The 22,961-nt window shown below is 73.5% G+C and carries 16 protein-coding genes; 7 read left to right on the forward strand and 9 right to left on the reverse strand.

All coding sequences use genetic code 11. The features are described from left to right. Nucleotides 1-55 precede the first annotated feature (55 nt). Nucleotides 56-772 carry a PIG-L family deacetylase gene (locus RQM47_RS03705; protein WP_311661199.1) on the forward strand — a complete coding sequence of 239 codons (717 nt, stop codon included), beginning with the start codon at nucleotides 56-58 and terminating at the stop codon, nucleotides 770-772. 72 nt (nucleotides 773-844) lie between these two features. On the opposite strand, the gene RQM47_RS03710 is transcribed toward RQM47_RS03705, so the two are convergent. The 4 genes from RQM47_RS03710 to RQM47_RS03725 all read right to left on the reverse strand — a co-directional run bounded on the left by RQM47_RS03710 (nucleotide 845) and on the right by RQM47_RS03725 (nucleotide 7,690). Beyond that, a complete protein-coding gene (locus RQM47_RS03710) occupies nucleotides 845-3,157 on the reverse strand; it encodes a TonB-dependent receptor (protein WP_311661200.1) in 2,313 nt (770 codons plus the stop codon). A gap of 120 nt (nucleotides 3,158-3,277) precedes the next feature. Next, nucleotides 3,278-3,964, reverse strand: coding sequence for a hypothetical protein (locus RQM47_RS03715; protein WP_311661202.1), 687 nt, complete (start codon nucleotides 3,962-3,964; stop codon nucleotides 3,278-3,280). A 14-nt stretch (nucleotides 3,965-3,978) separates the two neighbouring features. Further along, a complete protein-coding gene (locus tag RQM47_RS03720; RefSeq protein ID WP_311661204.1) occupies nucleotides 3,979-5,328 on the reverse strand; it encodes a tetratricopeptide repeat protein in 1,350 nt (449 codons plus the stop codon). Between the two features lie 97 nt (nucleotides 5,329-5,425). Further along, on the reverse strand, nucleotides 5,426-7,690 hold the full coding sequence (locus RQM47_RS03725) for a DUF4331 family protein (RefSeq protein WP_311661206.1): 2,265 nt from the start codon (nucleotides 7,688-7,690) through the stop codon (nucleotides 5,426-5,428). Between the two features lie 143 nt (nucleotides 7,691-7,833). On the opposite strand from RQM47_RS03725, the gene RQM47_RS03730 reads away from it, so the two are divergent. Next, nucleotides 7,834-9,954 carry an ATP-binding protein gene (locus RQM47_RS03730; RefSeq protein WP_311661208.1) on the forward strand — a complete coding sequence of 707 codons (2,121 nt, stop codon included), beginning with the start codon at nucleotides 7,834-7,836 and terminating at the stop codon, nucleotides 9,952-9,954. Nucleotides 9,955-10,204: 250 nt separating this feature from the next. On the opposite strand, the gene fabF is transcribed toward RQM47_RS03730, so the two are convergent. Further along, entirely contained in the window at nucleotides 10,205-11,464 is a 1,260-nt protein-coding gene (fabF, locus tag RQM47_RS03735; protein ID WP_311661210.1) for a beta-ketoacyl-ACP synthase II, read from the reverse strand. Nucleotides 11,465-11,569: 105 nt separating this feature from the next. Continuing rightward, on the reverse strand, nucleotides 11,570-11,815 hold the full coding sequence (locus RQM47_RS03740) for an acyl carrier protein (RefSeq protein ID WP_311661212.1): 246 nt from the start codon (nucleotides 11,813-11,815) through the stop codon (nucleotides 11,570-11,572). A 218-nt stretch (nucleotides 11,816-12,033) separates the two neighbouring features. Here RQM47_RS03740 and metK point away from each other — a divergent pair, with 218 nt between their 5' ends. Both metK and RQM47_RS03750 read left to right on the forward strand, forming a co-directional pair. Next, complete coding sequence (metK, locus tag RQM47_RS03745) at nucleotides 12,034-13,236, forward strand: methionine adenosyltransferase (protein WP_311661213.1); 1,203 nt, start codon at nucleotides 12,034-12,036, stop codon at nucleotides 13,234-13,236. Nucleotides 13,237-13,458: 222 nt separating this feature from the next. Continuing rightward, nucleotides 13,459-14,754: an adenosylhomocysteinase gene (locus RQM47_RS03750; protein ID WP_311661215.1), complete on the forward strand. Its 1,296-nt coding sequence runs from the start codon at nucleotides 13,459-13,461 to the stop codon at nucleotides 14,752-14,754. Nucleotides 14,755-14,912: 158 nt separating this feature from the next. On the opposite strand, the gene RQM47_RS03755 is transcribed toward RQM47_RS03750, so the two are convergent. Both RQM47_RS03755 and RQM47_RS03760 read right to left on the reverse strand, forming a co-directional pair. Then, nucleotides 14,913-15,365, reverse strand: coding sequence for a DUF3368 domain-containing protein (locus RQM47_RS03755; RefSeq protein ID WP_311661217.1), 453 nt, complete (start codon nucleotides 15,363-15,365; stop codon nucleotides 14,913-14,915). Continuing rightward, nucleotides 15,365-15,607, reverse strand: coding sequence for a UPF0175 family protein (locus tag RQM47_RS03760; RefSeq protein WP_311661219.1), 243 nt, complete (start codon nucleotides 15,605-15,607; stop codon nucleotides 15,365-15,367). The genes RQM47_RS03755 and RQM47_RS03760 overlap by 1 nt, the downstream gene beginning before the upstream one ends. A 406-nt stretch (nucleotides 15,608-16,013) precedes the next feature. Here RQM47_RS03760 and RQM47_RS03765 point away from each other — a divergent pair, with 406 nt between their 5' ends. The 3 genes from RQM47_RS03765 (at nucleotide 16,014) to RQM47_RS03775 (ending at nucleotide 20,062) form a co-directional block, all read left to right on the forward strand. Next, nucleotides 16,014-18,770, forward strand: a complete 2,757-nt coding sequence (locus RQM47_RS03765) for a TonB-dependent receptor (protein ID WP_311661220.1) — start codon at nucleotides 16,014-16,016, stop codon at nucleotides 18,768-18,770. A gap of 151 nt (nucleotides 18,771-18,921) precedes the next feature. After that, nucleotides 18,922-19,497 (forward strand): nicotinamide riboside transporter PnuC, encoded by a 576-nt coding sequence (gene pnuC / locus RQM47_RS03770; RefSeq protein ID WP_311661222.1) that lies wholly within the window; start codon nucleotides 18,922-18,924, stop codon nucleotides 19,495-19,497. Beyond that, nucleotides 19,475-20,062 (forward strand): ATP-binding protein, encoded by a 588-nt coding sequence (locus RQM47_RS03775; RefSeq protein WP_311661224.1) that lies wholly within the window; start codon nucleotides 19,475-19,477, stop codon nucleotides 20,060-20,062. The genes pnuC and RQM47_RS03775 overlap by 23 nt, the downstream gene beginning before the upstream one ends. 78 nt (nucleotides 20,063-20,140) lie before the next feature. On the opposite strand, the gene RQM47_RS03780 is transcribed toward RQM47_RS03775, so the two are convergent. Then, nucleotides 20,141-22,882, reverse strand: coding sequence for a choice-of-anchor Q domain-containing protein (locus RQM47_RS03780; RefSeq protein ID WP_311661225.1), 2,742 nt, complete (start codon nucleotides 22,880-22,882; stop codon nucleotides 20,141-20,143). Between the last annotated feature and the right edge of the window lie 79 nt (nucleotides 22,883-22,961).

A 22,961-nucleotide genomic window follows, 5' to 3' on the forward strand; every position in this document is an offset into this window, starting at 1 on the left:
GCGGCGGCGGGCGCCCTTCGACGCGGCCACCCCGCCTTCCGAGACCGCCCCGCCCGTGACGCTCCTCTACGTCTTCCCCCACCCCGACGACGAGTCGTTCGGCCCCGCGCCCGCGATCGCCCGGCAGGTCCGCGAGGGCCACGACGTCGCGCTCCTCACGCTGACCAAGGGCGGGGCGACCAAGGTGCGCCACGACCTCGGCCTGTCGGTCGAGGAGATGGGCGCGCGCCGCGAGCAGGAGACGCAGTGCGCGGCCGACGCGCTGGGCGCCGACCTCACGGTCCTCGACTTCCCCGACGGTGGGCTCCAGGACCTCGACCCGCGCGACCTCGAACACGTGATCGAGCGGAAGATCGAGGCGGTCCGCCCCGACGTCGTGGTCACGTACGACTACCACGGCAACAGCGTCCACCCCGACCACGTGGTCACGCACGCGGTCGTCAAGCGGGCCTACGAGGCGGCCTGCGACGAGATGGCGGGGCGGAGCCCGCGGCGGCTCGCCTTCTTTACGCTGGTCCAGGGCGAGGTCGCGGACAACCCGGCCGGCCTCCGGGGCAGCCCGCGCGAGCGCGTCGGCGCCGTCGTGACGTTCGCGGACGAGGACCGGCAGACGGCCGAGGCCGCCCTCGCCTGCTACGAGACCTACGCGGCCGTCGTCGAGGCGCACCAACCGCTCCGCCAGGTCGAGGACGGTGTCGCGTTCGTCCTCTTCCAGGAGGAGCACGACGAGCCGCTCGGCAGCCTCACCGACGACCTCCACGACGAGGGCTGACCACCCCGCCCCGCGCGGGCGGGGCGGGTACCGGCGCACACCGCCCCGCCCAAGCGCGGGCGGGGCGGACGCTCAGAACCGGACCTGCGCCGTCAGCCGCGCCGTGCGCGGGAGGACCGGGTGGAAGTGGACGTCCTCCACCCCGCCCTCGGGTTCGCCGCGCAGCCGCGAGGCGTAGTAGTAGCTGACGTCGACGTCGTCGGAGCCCAGCACGTTGAGCACGTCGAGCGAGACGGCGAGCCGGCTGAAGCGCCACCCCGCCTTCGCGTTCACGAGCGTCGTCGCGCTAGAGGTCACGGACCCGTCGCCGGTCAGCGGGCGCGGGCCGAAGTGGCGGACCTGGAGCGCCCCGACCGGCCCGGCCTCGCGGCCCGCGTAGACGCCGCCGGTCACGATCCGCCCGATCGAGTTCTCGATCCGGTCCTCGCCCTCGGGGACGTCCGTGAACCGCGACTCCGTGAGCGCCACGTCGAGCGTCACGTCGAGCCAGTCTGCCGCGCGGTAGTGGTTCGTGAGCTCGACGCCGTAGTGGAGGCTCGCGTCGCTCGCCTCCGTGCCGCCAGCGTCGCCGACGAAGAGGAGCTCCGAGTCCAGGCCGATGGCCCACAGCGCGACCGTCGACTGGAGGCCGGCGACGGCCGCCGTCCGCACGCCGAGCTCGGCCCCGCGCGTGCGCACGAGCGGGTCGACGCGGTCGACGGGTTCGCGGCTCGACGGGTCGACGGTGATCGTCGTGCCGCGGGCGTCGTTGCTGTGGAAGCCGAGCCCGGCGCTCGCGTAGACCTCGGTGCTCCGCCACGGCCCGAGCGCGAACCCGAGCTTGGGGCTCACGATGGCGTCCGTCTCGACGCCCGAGTTCGCGTCGAGGTCGCTCTCGACGTCGAACCGGAACGCGTCGGCGCGGACCCCGACCGTCGTCCGCAGCCAGTCCGTCCACCGCGTCTCGTTGCGAACGTAGGCGCCGACCGTGCTCTCGGCCACGCGGTCGTCGCGGACGGTCCCCACGCGCACGCGGTCCCGCGTGCGGAACAGGCCGACCCCGAAGATCTGGTCGTGCCGGAGGTCGACGCCGACCGTGTTCACGCCGCCCCGCCCGAGGCCGGGCGCGAGCCAGCGGTGCGAGGCGCCGCCGCCGGCGTAGAGCCGCCGGTCCTCCTGCTCGAACTGGTCGCCCTGGACGGGGTCGTCGAGGAAGTAGGTGAAGTTCGAGAACAGGTTGAGGTGGTAGTACGCCGCGTACGCCTCGACGCGCGTCCGCGCCGCGCTCGGCGCCGTCGTCTGGACCGCGCCGGCCAGCGTGTAGCGGCCCGTCGTGCCGCCGTTGGTGGGGTCGAGCGCGCCGAGCCGCGAGACCACCCCGCCCTCGACGGCGCGCCGCGCGATCTGGTCCGTCGCGTCCCAGCCGGTGTGGTAGGCCAGCGCCGTCACGGCGAGCCCGTTCGCCTCGGTCCCCCGCGAGTACTTCGCCACCCCGCTCACGAGCCCGCTGTTCTCGGGGTTCACCCACGGCCCGTCGTAGTACCGCCCGCGGACGGCGTAGAGGAGGTCGCCGCCGCTGGCCGCCGACGAGCCCGCGACGAGCCCCCCGTAGTCGCCGTCGGCCCCGGCCTCGGCCTGGGCGATGCCGGCGTCGAGCCGCCGGACCAGGCGGATCTCGGCGCGGCCGGCCGTCGAGAAGTCGCCGGCCTCGACGTTCTGCGGCCCCTTCTCGAACGCGACCCGGTCAACGAGCTCGGGGATGAGCGAGTTGAGGTCGAGGTAGCCCTGCCCGTGCGCGTGCGTCGGCAGGTTCATCGGGACGCCCTCGATCGTCGCCGAGAAGTCCGTCCCGTGGTCGAGGTTGAAGCCGCGCAGGAAAAACTGGTTGGCCTTCCCCGACCCGCTGTGCTGCGTCACGACCGTGCCCGGGATCGTCTCGAGCACCTCGCCGACGCGCAGGAGCGGCCGGAGCCGGATCTGCTCCTGTCCGACGACCCCCTCCGACGCCGCCGTCGCGACGCCGACGAGGTTCGTCGCGCGCCCCTCGACCACGACCTCGCCGAGGTCGGCCTCGCCCCGCACGAGCGCCAGGTCGGCGCGCACCGCCCCGCCCGACGGGACCGTGACGGGCTGGGCCAGAACCCGGTATCCGACTGAGCTGGCGCGGAGCGTGTACGTGCCGGCCGAGACGCCGGGGATCTCGAACCGGCCGTCCGCGCGCGAGACGGCGTTGCGCCGGTCGCCCAGGACCACGTTGACGCCGGCGAGCGGCGTGCCCGTCCGCGCCTCGGTCACGGTCCCGACGACGCGGCCGGACGGGGCGGGGCGGGTCTGGGCGGAGGCGCTGCCGGAGACGAGGGCGCAGAGGAACGCGAGCCGCAGGAGGCGGCGGGGGAGCAGAGACATGGGGAGTCGGTAGAGAGAGCGGCACGCCGAAGCGGCCGGCCGGCAGAACAGGCGGGGGCGGGGCGGCCGGAGCGTCCGGCCGCAGAACCAGGGCGCCCACGGGGGCGGGGCGCGTCGGCTCTAGCCCCGCCCGAGGGGCGGCGGCGTCTCGACCGAGAGGCTGGTCCACGCTGGACCCACCCCGCCCGGCGCGGGCGGGGCGGCGGCCCGCGGCGGCGGGCCGGGCACGGGCGGCGCCTCCGGCTGCCGGTGCTCGTCGAGCGAGACGGGCGCCACGACCGCCGGCTCCGGGGCGGGCGCCCCGTGCGTGTGGGGCACGCCGTCGTGCTCGTGGACGCCCGCCCCGCCCGGCAAACGGCCCGCGTGCTCCCGCCCCGCCCGCGCCGCGTCCGGCTCGGGCGGGGCGGCGTGGACGAGCACGGGGTACGTGTGCCGGTGGAGGTCCGGCGCGGCGCTGTGCCCTCTGTGGCCGTCGGCGCCGTGCCCTCTGTGGCCGTCGGCGCCGTGCCCTCTGTGGCCGTCGGCGCCGTGCTCGTGGGCGCCGTGCTCGTGGGCCGCCCCGCCCCCGTGCCGGTGGCGAGCGCGGAGCGTCGGGAGCACGGGCTGCTCGCCGCCCGGCGTGCCGACGACGAGGGGCGGGGCGGCGGCCGGCGCCGCGTGCGCGCCCGCCAGGTGCCCGAGCAGGCCGAGCCCCTGCCCCGCCGGCGTCGCCGCGAGCGCGGCGACGTAGCCGGCCAGCGCGAGCGCGACCAGCGCCCCCCGGAGGGGGCGCGCGGCGCGGGCGGGGGGGAGCGGCGGGGCGGGCACGGCGGGCGGGGCGGTCAGCGCGCGGCCGACGTGGCCTGCACGGGCGCCGGCCCCATCGACGCGTGGAGCGCGCGGGCCTCGGCCTCGGCCGACGGGCTCTCGACGCCGAGGTGGCCGTCGAGCGCCAGCTGGAGGTGGCGGGCGGCCTCCCCGCCCCGCCCGGCCGCTTGGTAGATCCGCGCGGCCCGGTAGTGGACCATTGCGTCGCCGGTGTCCAAGCGCATCGCGCGCTCGATGTACGGGACGGCGTCGCGCGCCTTCCCCGTCTTGTAGAGCGTCCAGGCGTAGGTCTCGTTGGCGTGGAGGTGGCCCGGCCGGCGCGCGACCTGCTCCTTCGCCATCTTCAGGGCACGGCCGAGATCCTCGCCCCGGTCGGCCAGGAAGTCGGCCTCTTCCATGTCCACGATCTCGCCCATCTCGCGGGCGGCGTGGAGCGCCTTCAGGACGCGGTCGGCGGCGGCCTCTGCCTTCCGCCGGTCGCCGGCCGCCGTGTACGCCTCGACCAGCACCTCGTCGGTCGCCTCCATCGGGCGGAGCGCCCGGGACTCCTCCAAAAGGTGGACGGCCTCGTCGGCGTCGCCCCCGACGAGGGCGACGTGGCCGAGCCCTGTCAGCGCCGGTGCGAAGTCGGGCCGCTCCTCCAGGATGCCCTCGAAGATGAACGCGGCCGTGTCCGGCTTGGCCTGGCCGAGGTACAGGTTGCCCAGCTGGTACAGCGCCCACGCCCGCGAGCCCCGCCCGTACGGCTCCGCGTCGGCCGCGAGCGTCATGGCCGCGATGGCGCCGTCGGCGTCGCCGTGGAGCTCGCGGAGGTAGCTCGCACGCGAGTACGCCGGGAGCCCGGGGCGGAGCGTCTGGAGCCGGTCGGACGCCGCGACGGCCTCGTCGTACTCGCCCAACTCGACGAGCGCGTCGATGAGCGTGCCGTGGACGTAGGCGTGGTTCGGGTACGCCTCCAGGAGCTCCCGCGAGAGGTCGCGGGCGCGCTCGAACTCGTGGAGCTTGTTGTAGAGCGAGGCCTGGATCGTCTGCCCGTAGTAGTGGTCGGGGTCGATCTCGAGGGCCTCGGCGAGCCGCTCGGTGGCCTCGGGAATCAGCTCCGTCTCGCGGCCGTCCTCCTCAGCGAGCTGGATGAGCGCCTGAGCCAGACGCACGCGGACCTCCGCGGACCTGGGGGTCCGGCGGAGCTGGGCGCGGTAGTAGGCGACGGCGTCGGCCGCGTCCTCGAACTGGGCCGACGGCGAGACCTGGCCGTGGTCCTCGGGGAGCGGGGCGAGGCTCCGGTTGAGCCACACGATGCCCACGACGACGACGGAGACGACGACGAGGGCGACGCCGAGAAAACGAGAGGTGCGTTCAGTCATAACGGGGGAGGGAAAACGGGAAGGGGCGGGGCCGGACCCGAAGGCTGGCCCCGCCCCCCGAGGGCGACCGCTCGCTCAGGCGAGCACCGGCCGTCCGCTAGCGGACGACCGTCGCCTGGCGCGTCGCGACCGTCTCACCGCCGATCTGGAGCCGGTAGAGGTACGTCCCCGACGCGAGCCGGCCCGCGTTCCAATCGACCGTGTGCGTCCCGACCGCGGTCGGGCGGTCGTAGACCGTCTCCACGAGCCGGCCGCGCACGTCGTACACGTCCAGGCGGACGTCGCCGGCGCGGGCGACGTGGAACTGGATCGCCGACGTGGCCGCGGTCGGGTTCGGGTAGTTCTGCTCCAGGATGAACCCCTGGGGCACGCCCACCCCGACCCCGGTCGGCGTCGAGAAGTTTGCGTCGGGCGCGTCGGCGAGGTGCCGGCGGACGAACTCATACCCGTCGAACGGCGTGGCGACGTACGGGAACTCAGTGAGGAACGGGATGTCGTTCTTCGTCGGCCCGGCCACGAACGCCAGCTCACGGAGGAGCTGCGGCGAGGCGAGGTCCGAGTAGTCCCCGGCCGTCGCGTCGTCCTCCGGGAGCCCGACGGCCGCGAGCACCACGCCCGCGACGGCCTGGAGCTCGATCGTCGTCACGTCGTCCTCGAGGCGGCGCCCGTTCGGGAAGCCGTCGAGGTGCGGGATGAACTCCTGGGCGGCCGTGCCGAAGGCGGGCACCGTGAGCCCGATCGCGGCAGCGCGGACGAGGCCGAGGCGCGCCCAGCTCTTGAACTCGGCCGAGCTCCGATCCGTCGTGGGCACAGCCATGTTCAAGCGGAGCATGTCGCCGCCGTAGAGCCCGCCGTCAGGGGTCTGCGTGATGGGGAGGAACGTCTCGATGAACGGTTTCCCCTCGGTGAACTCGAGCGCGCCGTCGTTGTCCGTGTCCGCCACGAGGCCGCCCTTGCCCGTCGCGAGCTGGTACGGCGGCAGGTTCGGGACGCCGAAGTAGAAGATCGGGAAGAGGTCCACGCGGCGCGGCTCGCCCGGAGCCAGGAGGGCCGTCGGGCTGCCCCCGGAGACCGGGCGCGTCATGACCGAGAAGGCCGAGCCCGAGACGTCGAGCGCCCCGCTCGTGACGAGCGGGAGGACGGCCGCGGCGCCGTCGGCCCCGTTCGTGAAGTCGAGGCCGTCGCCCACCTCGCCCGGTGTGCCGTTGCCGTTGAGGTCGAGGGCGGGGTACGCGTTCTGCTGGACCGTGAGGGCGTCGCTCAGGCCCGGCACGTTCTCGCCGAACATCCCGTTCCCCATGTAGAGCGCGAGCTCGGGGTTGAAGAAGTACTCCGCGAAGTCCTGCTCGTCGCGGCTGTACGGCGTCGTGTAGTTCCAGCGGTCCTTCTCACCGATCGGGATGATGACCTCGTTGGTGAGGGGCATCCCGAGGCGCGAGACCTGGATGTAGGGGCCGGTCTCGGTCGGGGCCGAGCCGTCGCGGGCGAGCGTGCGGACCTGGGTGCGCGAGGCCGAGGCCCACACGCCGATCACGTAGTCGCGGTCGAGGAAGGCGTCGTCTGCGACGTCGTCAGCGTCCATCCCGTTCTTCTGGAGCGTCGAGATCGGGACGCGGAGGATGAGCGAGTGCGCGTTGTAGCCGGCGACGGCGTCGCGGGCGAGGGCGTCGTTCCGCTCGTTCTCGCCGAACTGCTGGCGGATGTGGCCCAGGTCGAACACGCCGCCGAGGTCGACGAAGAACGGGTCGTCGCGAGGGCCGACGAAGACGGTCTCGCCGCCGCCGCCGCTGGCGTTGATGACGGCGTCCTCGACGAGGTCGAGGTAGTCCTCGCCCAGGCCGACCGCCGACTCGATGGAGCGCGGGCCGACGTGGGCCGGCGGGGTGTAGCCGTCCTGGATGATGGTCTGGAAGGAGCGGCCGCCGTCCGTGCTCTTCTCGAGCGTGTACGACGTGTTGAGGTTCTCCTTGCCGAGGCGGATGTTGAAGAACGTCGACGGGTCCTCGTTGACGCGCGTGAACGTGAACCGGTAGGTGATGTCGTCGGTCGCCGAGCCCAGTGCGCCGGCCGAGGTCTGGTTCTTGACGTGGATCTCGTACCGGATGTTCTCGCCGAAGTGGTTGTAGTTCGGGCCGCCGTCGGGGTGCGAGAGCGGGATGTAGTTAGCGACGAGGATGACGCTGCCGTCGTCGTTCGGGTCGCGGAACGCGTAGACGTCCGTGTTGTCGGCGAGCGGGTCGTCGGCGATGAGCGGGGCCTCGCGGTGGCTGGAGGCGTCGGAGTAGGGAGGGGCCAGGAGGCCGGCCGTGAGGACCAAGCCGGCCACCGCCGCTCCGGCCAAAAGGGGTCGCAGTGAACGCATTTGGAAAAGGGGAGGATAGGGGGTCGGGATGTGACCAAGTAAAGGGGATGCGGGCACCAGGAACAAGACTAGATTGTGCCCACTAAGTGATCACTCGGGTAGGAGGAGGCCCGAGGCACATGTAGGACGACCCCTTAGGCCCCATGCCCCCTGCTCCGAAGGACGGGCCGCCGCCCCGCCCGACCACCCTCGGCGCCCACCTCGACCGGGCACGCCACGCGCAGTTCGTCGGGCGCGCCGCCGAGCTCGGCGCCTTCGCCGAGGCCCTCCGTGCCGACCGCCTCCCGTTCCACGTCGCGCACGTGTGGGGGCCGGGCGGGATCGGCAAGACGGCGCTCCTGGACGAGGTGGCCCGGCTGTGCGACGAGGCCGCCGTCCCCGTGGTGCGCGTGGACGGGCGCGACCTCGACCCGGAGCCCGCGGCCGTGGCCCGGGCCGCGGCGCCGCTCGGCGGCGGGCGCTCCGTGCTCCTCGTCGACACGTACGAGCGGCTCGGGGCGCTCGACGGGTGGTTCCAGCGCACGTTCGTGCCCGGCCTGCCGGCCGGCGTCCTCGTCGTGCTCGCGGGCCGCGACCGCCCCGCCCCCGAGTGGCGCGTGGGGTGGGGCGGGGCGGTCCGCATGGTCGCCCTCCGTAACCTCGGCGTCTCCGACGCCCAGGCGTTCCTGGACCGCCGCGGCGTGCCGGGCGAGGCGTGGGAGGGCGTCCTCTCGTTCACGCACGGGCACCCGCTCGCGCTCGCGCTCGTGGCCGAGCGGTTCCGCGAGCGCCCGGACGCCGCCCCGCCCGCGTTCGACGCCGCGCACGAGCCGGCCGTCGTCCGCGCGCTGCTCGACCGGTTCATGGCCGACGTCCCGACGCCGGCCCACCGAGCGGCCGTCGAGGGCTCCTCCGTGGTGCGGACGGTCTCGGAGCCGCTCCTGGCTGCCCTCCTGGGCGAGGGCGGGGCGGGCGGGGGCGGGGCGGGCGAGGGCGAGGGCGGGGGCGGGGCGGGCGAGGCGCACGAGGCGTTCGAGTGGCTCCGCGGGCTCTCGTTCGTCGAGGCGGGGCCGGCCGGCGTGCGCCTCCACGACCTCGTCCGCGAGACGGTCGAGGCCGACCTCCGGTGGCGCGACCCCGCCCGCTACGCGGCGCTCCACGGCCGGGCGCGGCGGCACTACTCGGGCCGCCTCCAGCGGCCGGCCTCGGACGCCGCTCGGCGGGAGACGCTGGCCGACTACGTCCACCTCTACCGCGACAACCCGGTCGTCCGGCCGCTGATGGGGCGGCTCCTCGCGGCGTGGGCCGGCGCCCGCGTCGAGGGTCCCACCCCGCTCGCGCCGGGCGACGTCGACGCCGTCGCCGCGCTCGCGGCCCGGCACGAGGGGGCGGCCTCGGCCGCCGTCGTCCGGAGGTGGGCCGAGCGCCGGCCGGAGGCCGTCGAGGTGTTCCGCGACGGGGGCGGGGCGGTCGCCGGGTTCCTCCTCACGCTCCGCCTCGGGCCGGCGGGGCCGGACGGCGACGCCTCGGACCCCGCCCTCGGCCCGGCGTGGGCGGCCGTCGGGGGGCGGCTCCGGCCGGACGAGACCGCCCTCCTGTTCCGGTCGTGGATGGACGCCGACGCCTACCAAGGCGTCTCGACGGTTCAGAGCCTGGTCTTCGCGCGGACCGTCCAATGCTACCTCTCGACGCCCGGGCTCGCCGTCTCGCTGTTGGCCGTGGCCGACCCCAACCTGTGGGCGCCCGTGTTCGCGTTCGCCGGGCTCCGCCCGTACCCCGAGGCCGCGTTCGCCGTCGGCGGGCGGGCGTACGCCGTGTTCGGGCGCGACTGGCGGGCCTCGCCGCCGGCCGAGTGGCTCGACGGGCTTGCGGGGCAGTCCCCGGACCGGGCGCCCGCCCCGCCCGCGCTCGACGCCGCGGATGCGCTCGTGGTGCTGAGCGAGGGCGACTTCGCCGACGCCGCCCGCCGCGCGCTGAAGGCCTACGCCCGACCCCACCGGCTGGCCGACAACCCGCTCCTCCGGTCGCGCCTCGTCCGCGAGCGGGGCGGCGACGAGGTCGAGGCGCTGCGGGCGCTCCTGCGCGAGGCGGCCGAGGAGCTCCGCGCCGGCGTCCGCGACGTCCCCTACTTCCGCGCGCTCCAGGCGACCTACCTCGACCCCGAGCCCACGCAGGCGGCGGCGGCCGAGCGGCTCGGGCTCCCGTTCAGCACGTTCCGCCGCCACCTCGGCCGCGGCGTGGACCACGTGGTGGAGGCCCTGTGGCGCCGCGAGACGGGCGGGTAGGACGGAGCGAGGCGGGGGGGACGGGCAGAGGGCGCCGGCCAAGCGGCACCGACCGGCGCGCCCGCCCCGCTCGCACAGAGGGCGACTGGGGGCGGGGCGGTCTCCACACCCGACCGGCACGCGGGCGTGGCGTGCCTGCGACGTGGGCAGAGTGGCCCCTCGCGGGGTGGCCCCGCCCACTCGTTTCTCCCCTCCCTCCGCCCCGCCCGAGGTGAGGGCGGGGCGGCCGGTCTCTGCCCGTCCCCCAGCCCTACGCCTCCACCTTCTTGAACACGATGCACGTGTTGTGGCCGCCGAACCCGAACGCGTTCGAGAGCGCCACGTCGACGGTCCGCTCCTGGGGCTCGTTGAACGTGTAGTTCAGGTCGCACTCGGGGTCCGGCGTCTCGAAGTTGATGGTCGGCGGGATCCGGCCGCGCTCGATGGCGAGGATGGCGGCGATGGCTTCGACGGCGCCGGCGGCGCCCAGGAGGTGGCCCGTCATCGACTTCGTCGACGACAGGTTCATAGTGTAGGCGTGCTCGCCGAAGACGGCCTTGATCGCCTTCGTCTCGGCCGCGTCGCCGAGCGGCGTCGACGTGCCGTGCATGTTGAGGTAGTCGACGTCGTCCGGCCCGATGCCGGCCGTCTTCAGCGCCTGCTGCATGGCCAGCCGCGCGCCGAGCCCCTCGGGGTGGGGCGCCGAGATGTGGTAGGCGTCGGCGCTCATGCCCATGCCCACGACCTCGGCGTAGACGTGGGCGCCGCGGGCGCGGGCGTGCTCGTACTCCTCGAGGACGAGCGCGCCGGCCCCCTCGCCCATGACGAACCCGTCGCGCTCGGCGTCGAACGGGCGGCTGGCCGCCTGGGGGTCGTCGTTCCGGGTCGAGAGCGCCTTCATGTTGCCGAACCCGCCCAGCCCGATCTCGGTGATCGAGGCGTCGGTGCCGCCGGCGATGATGGTGTCGGCGAGCCCGCTGCGGATGAGCATCGTGGCGTCGGCGATCGCGTTGTTCGACGTCGCGCACGCCGAGACCGTCGCGTAGTTCGGCCCGTGGAGCCCGTGGCGAATCGAGATGAGCCCGGGCGCCATGTCGATGATCATCATGGGCACGAAGAACGGGCTCAGCCGGCGCGGCCCGTGCTCGGCGTAGACCACCGTCTGGTCCTGGAACAGCTTCATGCCCCCGATCCCGGAGCCCATAACGACGCCCGTCTGCGCGCGCTCCTCCTCGGAGAACTCCGCGGGGTTCAGGCCGGCGTCGGCGAGCGCCTCGTCGGCGGCGACGATCGCGAACTGGGCGAACGGGTCGAGCCGGCGGGCCTCCTTGCGGTCGAGGAAGTCCTCGGGGTCGAAGTCCTTGATCTCGGCCGCGAACGTGGTCGGGTAGGCGGAGGCGTCGAAGTGCGTGATCGGCGCCGCCCCGCTCCGACCGGCCATCATCGCCTCCCAGAACGCGGGGACGGTGTTGCCGATGGGCGTGAGCGCGCCGAGGCCGGTCACGACGACGCGGCGGTCCTGCGTGGGCATGCGGTCGGGGGGCGGGGCGGGGTGGCCGGTCACGAACGCGGCCCGACGGTGCCGCCCCGCTCGGGGGCGCCCATCGGGCCGGGGCGGGGCGGCGGCCGGGGGGCCTTAGGCGGCCTTGTTTGTCTCGACGTAGTCGACGGCGTCGCCGACGGTCGCGATCTGCTCGGCGTCCTCGTCGGGGATCGTCATGTCGAACTCCTTCTCGAACTCCATGATGAGCTCGACGGTGTCGAGCGAGTCGGCGCCGAGGTCGTTCGTGAACGAGGCGTCGCGGGAGACGTCGCCTTCGTCGACGCCGAGCTTCTCGACGATGATCGCCTTGATGCGCTGTTCCGTTGTCTCGTCGGCCATGTGGGGGCGGGGTGGGTGAGGGGGCGCCCAGAGGGGCAGGCTTGTGGCCCGGCGGGCGTGCCGGGGCGGCCGCTAAGCTACGGCCGATGGGGGTGGCCCGCCACGGCACGCGCCGCCCCGCCCGCACCCTGGGGCGGCGCGGGCGGGGCCGGCGCGGGCGGGGCGGCCGCGTCTCTATCTTGGGCGCTCCCCGCTGGCCTCCCCCCACCCCGCCCCGCATGGCGCCGCTGTTCACCTCCGAGTCCGTCTCCGAAGGGCACCCCGACAAGGTCGCCGACCAGGTCTCCGACGCGCTCCTCGACGCGTTCCTCGCCGGCGACGTCGCCAGCCGGTGCGCCATCGAGACGCTGTGCACGACGGGCCTCGTGGTCGTCTCGGGCGAGGTCACGAGCGACACCTACGTCGACGTCCAGGAGGTCGTCCGCCGGACGATCGAGGAGATCGGCTACACCGACCCCGCGTTGCAGTTCGACGCCCGCTCGTGCGGCGTCCTGGTCACCATCCACGACCAGTCGCCCGACATCGCGCAGGGCGTCGACGAGGGGGCCGGGCTGGACAAGGACCAGGGCGCCGGCGACCAGGGCATGATGTTCGGCTACGCCACGCGCGAGGACGAGGCCACGCTCATGCCGCTCGCGCTCGTGCTCTCGCACCGGCTCGTCCGCCGGCTCGCCGAGATCCGCAAGGCGACCGACGGCCCCGACGCCGACGTCATGCCGTACCTCCGGCCCGACGCCAAAAGCCAGGTGACGGTCGAGTACGAGGACGACGGCCGGACCGTGAAGCGCGTCCACACGGTCGTGATCTCGACGCAGCACGCCGACACGCCGCTCGCCCAGATCGAGGCCGATGTCCGCGAGCACGTCCTGCCCGCCGTGCTCCCCGAGGCTCTCGTCGACGACGGCCTCGTCCTCCACGTCAACCCGACGGGCACGTTCATCATCGGCGGACCGCACGGCGACACCGGGCTGACCGGCCGCAAGATCATCGTCGACACCTACGGCGGGAAGGGCGCCCACGGGGGCGGGGCATTCTCCGGCAAGGACCCCTCGAAGGTCGACCGGAGCGCGGCCTACGCCGCCCGCCACGTCGCCAAGAATCTCGTCGCCGCCGGCCTCGCCGACGAGGCCCTCGTCCAGGTCGCCTACGCCATCGGCCTCGCCGACCCGGTGTCGATCCGCGTCGAGACCAACGGGACCGCCCGCGACGGGATCACTGACGCGCGCCTGGCCGAGATCGTGACCGAGACGGTCGACCTCCGCCCGCGCGCCATCATCGACCGGCTGGGGCTCTTGGCCGCCAACGGCGAGCGCCCGCGCTACCGCGACACGGCGGCCTACGGCCACTTTGGCCGCGACGCGTTCCCGTGGGAGCGCCTGGACCTCGTAGGCGCGTTCCAGGAGGCGGCGCAGGCCGCCTAGCCGCCCCGCCCGAGCGGGGCGGGGCGGGGCGGGGCGGAAGATGTTGCGGCCACGGCGCGTCTGCTATCAACCACCCCGCCCACGCGGGCGGGGCGGTGAGCGGCCGGGCGGGGCGGCGTGCGCAAACTGTTTCGAGACTTAAAACGGCCGCGTGCCGGACCGCCGTAGCTTTCGCTCCCGACTGAAACCCCGCCGGCGCGGCCGGCCCAGCCTCTCCGACTGATGGACCACAAAGAAGGACGTTACAAAGTCAAGGACCTCAGCCTCGCCGAGGCCGGCCGCAAGCGGATCGAGTGGGCCGAGAGCCGGATGCCGGTCCTCATGCGGCTCCGCGACGAGTACAGCCAGTCGAAGCCGTTCGACGGCTACAAGATCACCGGCTGCCTCCACGTGACCAAGGAGACGGCGGTCCTTATCGAGACTCTCAAGGCGTGCGGGGCCGAGGTCGCGTGGTCCGGGTGCAACCCGCTCTCGACCAACGACGAGGTCTCGGCCGCGCTCGCGCTCGGCCCGAACGGCGACGGCGACGGCGTCGAGATCTACGCCTGGTACGGCCAGGACACCGAGGCCTTCTACTGGTGCATCGACCGGACGATCGATAAGACGCCGCACACGACGCTCGACGACGGGGCCGACCTCATCTTCCGCGTCCACAGCGCCCACCCGGACAAGCTCGACGACATCGTCGGCGGGTCGGAGGAGACCACGACGGGCGTCCACCGCCTCCGCGCGATGGCCGACGACGGCAAGCTGGGCTACCCGGTCTACGCCGTCAACGACGCCGAGACCAAGTGGGACTTCGACAACGTCTACGGGACCGGCCAGTCGACGCTCGACGGCATCCTGCGCGCCTCGTCGGTCCTCATCGCCGGCAAGAACTTCGTCGTCGCCGGCTACGGCCACTGCGGCCGTGGCGTGGCCATGCGCGCCAAGGGCATGGGCGCCAACGTCATCGTCACCGAGGTCAAGCCGACGGCGGCCCTCAAGGCCACGCTCGACGGCATGCGCGTGATGACGATGGAGGAGGCCGCCAAGGTGGGCGACATCTTCGTGACCGCGACGGGCATGAAGGACATCATCCGCGGCGAGCACTTCGTCTCGATGAAGGAGGGCGCGATCGTGTGCAACACGGGCCACTACGACGTCGAACTCAACCTGAAGGAGCTCGCCGAGGCGTCGCAGGACACGCGCGTGATTCGCGAGGATAACCGCGAGTACACGCTCGACAACGGCAAAAAGGTCTACGTCCTGGCCGACGGCCGCCTCGTGAACCTGGCCGCCGCCGAGGGCCACCCGTCCGAAGTCATGGACATGAGCTTCGCCAACCAGTTCCAGGCCCACCTCGCCCTTATCCGCGCCCACGAGGCCGGCGAGGACATGGAGAACACGGTCCTCGACCTCCCCGAGGAGCTCGACCAGCAGATCGCCCGTGTGAAGCTGGAGACGATGGGGATGCAGATCGACGAGCTGACCGACGAGCAGGTCACTTACGCGACCGACTACTCGGCCGGCACCTGAGCCACCCCGCCCCGCCCGCGGCGCACGACGCGCGGGGGCGGGGCGGACCCGACTGGGATGGCCGCCGCCACGGCCGCCCAGAAAGCGCGCCCACTCCGTTTCTCGCGGGGTGGGCGCGCGCCTGTTTGGCCACCCCGCCCCGGGGCGGGCGGGGAGGCCTACGCCTCGCCGGCCTCACGGAGGGTTGCCAACCGTAAGGCGGTCGACAAGTGGAGCCCGCGGTCATCGACGAGCGCGTCGAACAAAGGGCGCACGTGCGGGACGAGGTTGGCGCCTTTGGCGGCGAGAAGCACGCCGGCCGTTCCCGTGACACGCAGGTTTAACGAGGTGGCAACGCGCCGCCCCTTCCGCTCGTCGATGAGCAACCGCGCATTGGGAAGGCTCTCCGCTAGCGCGATCGCCTCGGCCTCTCCACGGTCGAGCGTTTCGAGGAGGGCTGTGACGCGAGACGGATCCGGCACCGGGCGTTCGCGGAGCCATGGCGGTCGCCGCCCGAATTCAGAGACGACGGTCGGCGGGGCGACAACGTCGAAGAGAGCAGGCAGCAGGTAGAGGTGACCGACGCGGTCCAAAGCGATCAGCGGAGTCGTATCCGTGACAACGAGGTCCATCAATGGCCGCGGGCGCGGGAGAACTCCCGAGCGAACGCGAAGTCCTCCTCCAGCATCTCCTCCGTGTAGGTCGTGAGCGGGACGCCCCGGTCCATGAGCGCGTCGGCAAAGGCCCGGTAGCTCAGGCCGGCGATCTCCGCGCCCTGCCCCACGGACACCTCCCCCTCCTGGAACAGCGCGACCGCGAGCAGGAGGCGCGCTTTGGCTTCGTCGACGGACGGGGGCAGGTCGATGCTCGGCATGGCGGGCGGGGCGGGATTGGAGAGAACGTACGGCCCCCACCCCGCCGTGCCGCCCCGCCCGCGTGGGCGGGGCGGCGAGAGCGCGGCCGTCCTCGTCAACGCCCGTCGGCTGCCGCCCCGCCCGCGCTCTAGAGCGACGTACAGGGGACTCGGTACGGAGTACGCGCGCGGAGGTGGGATCGGGCCGTACCTCATACTCAGAACTCCGCACCTAACCCGAAAGGGTTCCGAGCCTGAGCCTTTGCAGCCTCCGCTCCGACACGGCGGGAGCGGGGCGGCCTGACCGGCTCCCGGGAGACGACGGCGCTCGGGCGGGGCGGAAACGGGTGGGCGAGTTGACGGGAAGCGCTTTCGTTGGTATTTGATGAAGGCCGTAACCCGTTCGGAATCATCCACCACCCCGCCCATGATCCGTCGCTACGCCGCCTACGGCGCCCTCCTCGCACTCGCCGCCGCGTCCGCCCCGCCCGTCGTCGCGCAGAACGTCTCGGGCGTGGTGAGCACGGTCGACTTCGGCCCCGTCCCCGGCGCCAACGTCGTCGTCGACGGCACGTTCACCGGGCGGGCCACCGACGCCGACGGCCGGTTCGCGCTCGACGTCGACTTTAGCGAGGGCGCGCGCGTCCTCCGCGTCTCGTACACCGGCTACGAGACCCAGCGCGTGACGGTCGACGGGCCGACCGACGGCCTCCAGGTGACGCTCCAGCCCCAGGTGCTCTCCGGCGGCGACGTCGTCGTCTCGGCCTCGCGCCAGGAGGAGACCATCCTCGAGGCGCCGGTCACGATCGAGCGGGTCGGGGCGGCCGCGCTCGCTCGGATGCCCTCGACCGAGATCATCACGAGCATGGACCGGCTCAAGGGCGTCGACGTGAGCCGGTCGTCCATGCTCATCTCGTCGATCTCGACGCGCGGGTTCAACAGCGCCAAGGCCGAGCGCGTCATCCAGCTCGTCGACGGCGTCGACTTTCTGGACCCCGTGCTCTCGCTCTACGCCGGCAACCTGACCGGCGTGCCGGAGATCGACATCGAGGGCGTCGAGATCGTCTACGGCGCCAACTCCGCGCTCTACGGCGCGAACGCGTTCAACGGCGTCGTCCAGTTCCAGACGCTCAGCCCGTTCCTCCACACCGGGCCGTCGGCCCAGGTCCGCACCGGCGGCCGCGGGATGGTCGAGTTCCAGGGCCGGTTCGCCCAGAAGGTCAGCGACCGCTTCGCGTACAAGCTGGTCGGGTCGTTCTTCGAGGCCGACGACTTTGTCGCGACCAACTTCTCGACGCTCACCACGATCGCCGACAACTTCGAGCCCGACGGCTCGGTGCGCTCCCCGCTCGACCCCCGCGGCGCCGACGTCGTCAACCGCTACGGCGAGGCCGTCGCGCTCACGCCCGCCACGGTCATCAACGCCGCGGGCACGACGCTCGGGCAGCTGGGGCTGGAGGGCGCCGTGTTCACGCCGGGCTTTACCGAGAGCGACCTCGTGCTGACCGACTACCGTGCGCGCTCGCTCCGGTTCGCCGCGACGGCCTCCTACCTCGTCACCGACGCCGTCAAGGCCACGCTCGCGCTCCGCACCGGCAGCGGCAACGGGATCTACCAGAGCTCGAACCGCTACGCATTCGACGGCATCGGCGGCTCGACCGCCGCGCTCACGGCCGAGGGCGAGGCGTGGACGGCGCGGGCCTACGTGATCGACTCGGAGCAGGGCGACACGTACGACCTGGGCTTCCTGGGCTCGTTCATGAACCTCCAGCCCTACGTCCGCCCCGACGGCACAGCGGACCCGGCCGGGCGCAACTACGCGACGGCCTACGCGCAGACCTACGCCGGCGCCTTTGCCCAGGCGCGCCTGACAGGCGCCTCGGTCGAGGACGCCTACGTCGCCGCGGCCGCCGCGACGGCGGGGATCTACCCGACGATCGGGGACGCGCGCTTCGAGACCATCCGCGACGCCACGCTCGCCTCGACGACGCCCGGCCAGAGCCCCCGCTTCGAGAGCGACGGTCAGATCTACCACACCGACGCCCAGTACCGCTTCGCCCTGCCCGGCGAGCTGGACGCGGCCGTCGGCGGGAGCGTGCGCCTGACGCGGCTGCGCTCGAACGGGACGCTCTACGCCGACGGCCCCAACTCGCCGCTCTCGGACCCGGCCGCCGGCGTCCGCGACGTCCGAGACGGGATCGCCAACGACGAGTACGGCGGCTACCTCCAGCTCCAGCGGGCCTTTCTCGACGACGCGCTCAAGCTCTCGGCGGTCGGCCGCGTCGACGGGTTCCGCAACTTCGACGCCCGGTTCTCGCCCCGCGTCTCGGGCGTGTACTCGTTCGGCGTCGAGCGCCGGCACAACGTCCGGGCGAGCTTTTCGCAGGCGTTCCGGCAGCCGGCCCAGCTCGACCAGTTCATCTACCTCGATGTCGGGCGGCTGCTGCTCGTCGGCAACACGGCGGCCGGGTTCGAGACGGCCTCGCTCAACCCGACCGAGTTCGGGCAGCCGACCGGCACCATCGACCCGCTCCGGCTCGAGCGGATGACCTCGTTCGAGGTGGGCTACAAGGGGATCCTCGGCGGCAAGCTGTTCGCCGACGTCAGCTACTACCGGAGCGTCTACGACGACTTTATCGGGACCCGCCGGTTCCTCGGCCGCGAGTCCGGCGGCGCCCCCGACGCCCGCGAGTTCGCCGCCCCGCCCGCCCCGAGCGACGCGGGATTCGCCAACCGGACGCGGGCGATCCAAACGTGGCTCAACGCCGACCAGTCCGTGACATCGCAAGGCGTCCAACTCGGGCTCGAGTACGCGTTCGACACCGCGCTCGTGCTCGCCGGCAACTACGCCTGGGCCGACATCGAGGAGGTCGACGACCTCATCCTCGGGTTCAACACGCCCGAGCACAAGTTCAACGTCGGCGCCAGCGGGCAGATCACCGAGGCGCTGGGCTACGGCGCCAACCTCCGCTGGGTCGACGACTACCTGTTCGAGATGCCGTTCGCCGAGGGCGTCATCGAGAGCCACGTCACGCTCGACGCGCAGGCCTCGTACGGGCTCCCGTCGTTCGGCGTGACGGTCCTGGCCGGCGGCACGAACCTGACGGGCAGCCAGAACCTGACGGCCTACGGCGCGGCCGTCAACGAGCGGATCCTGTACGTCGGGCTCCGCTACACGCCCTGAGCCGCCCCGCCCTGGGCCGCCCCGCCCTGGGCCGCCCCGCCCTGGGCCGCCCCGCCCTGGGCCGCCCCGCCCTGGGCCGCCCCGCCCTGGGCCGCCCCGCCCGCTGAGCGTTGCCCGCCCGGACCGTCGGGCGGGGCGGTAGCTTGGGGGCATGACCGCGCTCGAAGTCGCCGGCAACGTGTTCGTCCTGGCGTCGGTGTACCTCGCCCGGCGGAACAGCGTCCACACGTGGTGGACGGCCATGATCGGCGTCGTGCTCTACGGCGTGATGTTCTACGGGGCGCGGCTCTACGCCGACGTCGTCCTCCAGGCGTTCTTTTTTGGGACGGCCGTCGTCGGGTGGCGCGCGTGGCTCTGGGGCGGGGCGGGCGGCGGCGAGCTCCCCATCACCGCGCTCAGCGCGCGCGGGCGGGGCGGGGCGGTGCTCGCGGTCGTCGTGGGCACGCTGGCCGCGGGCACGCTCTTCGGCCGGTTCACCAACGCCGCGCTCCCCTACGCCGACTCGTTCATCCTGGGCGGGAGCGTGGTCGCGCAGCTCCTCATGATGCGGCGGAAGCTCGACCACTGGCCGATCTGGATCGCGGTCGACGTCGTCGCCGTAGCGGTCTACGCGGCCAAGGGGCTCCTCCTCACGTCGGCCGTCTACGTCGTCCTCCTCGTCCTCTCCGTCCAGGGACTCGTCGCGTGGCGGCGGACCTACGCCGATGCCCGCCCCGCCCTCGCCTGAGCTGGTCGTCGTCCTCGGCGCCGAGTCGACCGGGAAGACCACGCTCGCGCGGGCGCTCGCCGAGCGCCTCGCCGAGCCCTACGTCGAGGAGGCCGGGCGGACGCTCTGGGAGGAGCGGGGCGGCGACCTCCCGCTGGCCGACTACGTCGAGATCGTGCGGCGCCACCTCGCGCTGGAGGAGGAGGCCCTGCGGCGGGCGCGGCGGTTCGTCGTCGTCGACACGAACGCGCTCACGACGCAGTACTACGCCTACGTTTTCCACCGGGCATGCCCGCCCGAGGTCCGCGCGGCGGCCGACCGCTGCCGCGCCCGCTACGCGCACGTGCTCGTGTGCGACCCCGACGTCCCGTTCGAGGCCGACGGCTGGCGCGCGTCCGAGGACGCGCGGCGGTTCATGGACGGGGCCGTCCGCAACGACCTCGCCGTCCGCGGCATCCCGTACCGCGCGGTGGGCGGGGCGGTCGAGGCGCGCGTCGAGGCGGCCCTCCGCGCCATCGGGGCCGCCCCGCCCACGCAGGCGGCCCCAACGCCGAGCGGCCGGCGCCCTGGAGGCACCGGCCGCTGACTGCAAACCGAGAGTGTCGCGTCGTTTCTGAAGGACTGCCACCCCGCCACGGACGCGGGGCGGGGTGGTCCGGTCGCGCTAGCGGGCGACGGTCAGCCGGGCCGTCTGAACCCCGCCCTCTGTCGCGACGCGGACGATGTAGACGCCGGCCGGGAGCGAGGCCCCCAGGGGCACCTCGTGGCGACCCTGGGCGAACGAGCGGTCGGCGGCGACCACGACCTCGCGGCCGAGCGCGTCGTAGACGGCCACGCGCGCCGCCCCGCCCTCGGCGAGCCCAAAGGCGACGGTCGCCTGGCCCGCCGTCGGGTTCGGCCACGCGACCACCGACAGGTCGACCTCGCCCGTCCCCTCGGCCGACGTGGCCTGGCCGCCGAACGCGCTCAGGAACGCCTGCATCTCGGCCTCCGTCGAGCCGCCCCCGACCGAGCCGACCACCTCGCCGTCGCGGCCGTAGACGACGGCGGCGACCACGCGGTCGAGCACGGAGCGGAGCGGGTCGCCGTCCGAGGCCGTGCCCGTTACGAGCGCGAAGGCGCCCGGGCCGTCGAAGAGCACGTCGGACGGGAGCGACTGGTCGCCGCCCATCGTCGCGAGCGTGTACACCTCGCCGGCGTCGACTGAGCCGTCCGTGACGGCCGAGTAGATCACGGTCTCGGAGAACGGGTTGAACGTCACGAACGAGCACGTCGAGAGGTCGACCGAGTCCTCGCCCGCCTCGTTGCGGACGCCGGCGAACTCGCCGAACGCGGGGTCGTCGCCGTCCGCGTCGAAGTCGTCGGCCATGACGCCTGAGCCGTCGCCGTCGACGTCGAAGGACAGCGGGGCGTCGGTCGTGCACGCGACCATGTCGCCGCCGCCGCCATTCCCGTCGTCGCCCGACTCGAACGCGCCGATGTCGTCGTCGTTGTCGCGGGGCTCGCCCCGCTGGTCCACGTCGAACGTTGACTGGCCGGCGCCGAGGGCCGGGCTGTCCTCCAGGAGCGCGTGCGTCTGGGTCGGGCCGCCGTTGTCGGCGAGCGGGCCGAGCCGCGGGTCTTCGCCCGCCACGTTCGTCTCTGTGTCGCCCATGAGCGTGCAGCCGCTCGTGTCTTCGATCAGGTTGAACCCGTTCCACTGGAAGGTCCCGAAGCAGTCGTCGCCCTGCCCGTCGGCCGAGTTGTTGCCGACCAGCGTGTTCTGGAGCGAGAACGTGCGGAGGTCGGCGACCGAGCCCTGGGCGAGGCCGCCGCCGTCGGTGCCGGCCGAGTTGTTGGCCACGGTCACGCTGCGGAGCATGATGTCGGCGCCGCTGTCGTCGTAGACGCCGCCGCCGAGCGCCTGCGCCCGGTTCCCGCTGACCGTCGAGTTGTCGAGGTCGAGCGCGCCGGGGCCGCTGATCCACAGCCCGCCGCCCTGGACGGCCTCGTTGCCTGCGAACGTGCTCCGCGAGACCGTCGCCGAGCCCGACCCGCCCACGTGGAGGCCGCCGCCGTTGCCGGGGTTGGCGTCCTCGATCCGGTTGTCGCGGACCGAGACCGTCGAGAGCGAGAGCGTCCCGCCGGCGAGCTCGATGCCGCCGCCGGCCCGGTTGGCTTGGTTGCCCCGGACAAAACCGCCCTCGACCGTGACCGCCCCGCCCGTGCTCAAGAGGCCGCCGCCGGAGCCGGACTCGCCGACCGCCCGGTTCCCCTCGATGACGGAGTCCGAGGCGTCGACCGTGCCGCCCTCGTTGTAGACGCCGCCGCCGCCGTTGTCGGCCGCGTCGCCGTAGCCCGTGTTGCCGGCCACCCGGGTCTCGCTGAGCGAGAGCGTGCCGCTCGTCCACAGGCCGCCGCCCTCGACGGCCGCGTTGCCCGTGACCACCGAGCTCGAGACGACCACGTCGCCGCCGCCCGAGTGGAGGCCGCCGCCGTTGCCGGGGTTGGCGTCCACGATCCGGTTGCCGGCCAGCGTCGTCTCGGTGAGCGTGACGTCGGTGTCGCCGTCGTCGTCGCCGAAGTCCTCGATGCCGCCGCCGGCCCGGTTGGCCCGGTTGTTCGTGATCGTCGCCCGGGTGACCGTGAGCGTGCCGCCGCTGTTGAGCACGCCGCCGCCGGAGCCCGAGGACCCGACGGCCCCGTTCCCCTCGATGACGACGCCGTCCGAGATCGTGGTCGAGCCGGCGCTCCAGACGCCGCCGCCGCCCATTCCGGCGTCGCCGCCGAAGGCCGTGTTCCCGCTGAGCCGCGCCTCGCGGTCGTCGGACGACGTGATCGTGAGCGACGCGTTCTCGGCGACGTAGATGCCACCGCCGTTCGTGTCGGCCACGCTGCCGAAGACGCCGCCGTTCGTGAACGTGGCCTCGCTCCCGGCTTCGAGACGGACCGCCCCGCCCTCGTCTGCGCTCCCGTTCCGGAGCACGAGGTCCGTGAACGCCACGCCCGTGGCGTCGACGCGGAAGATCCGGCTGGAGCGGTTCGCGTCGACCGTGACCTGGCCGACGCCCGAGGCGTCGATCTCGACGTCGTCGGTGATCTCGATCTGGCCGAGCTGGAGCCCGATCTCGTAACCCTCGGAGAACGTGATCCGGTCGCCGTCGGCGGAGCCGGCCGCGCAGCCATCGACGGCCGCGTTCGTGTTGGCCGCGCGGACCGCCTCGCGGAGTGAGCAGTCGCCGTCGGCGTTGTCCTCGTCCTCGCCCGTGGTGACGACGATCGACGCCTGGGCGGGGCGGGCGTCCTCAGCGTGGGCCGCCGGACCGAGCGCGAGCACGCCGCCCAGAGCGAGGCTCGTCAGGAGGGAGAGCGCGGGGCGGCGGGCGCGCCGAGGGGCGCCCGCTGGGGGAGAAGCAAACGGAGTCATAACGTGGGGAGGGAGGGAGCCGTCGCCCCGTGCGGGCGGATGCGTGCAAACAGAGTAGAGATGAGGGAAAGGTATCGCG

Source organism: Rubrivirga sp. S365 (assembly GCF_032248475.1).
In the GTDB taxonomy this organism is placed as follows: Bacteria; Bacteroidota; Rhodothermia; order Rhodothermales; family Rubricoccaceae; genus Rubrivirga; species Rubrivirga litoralis.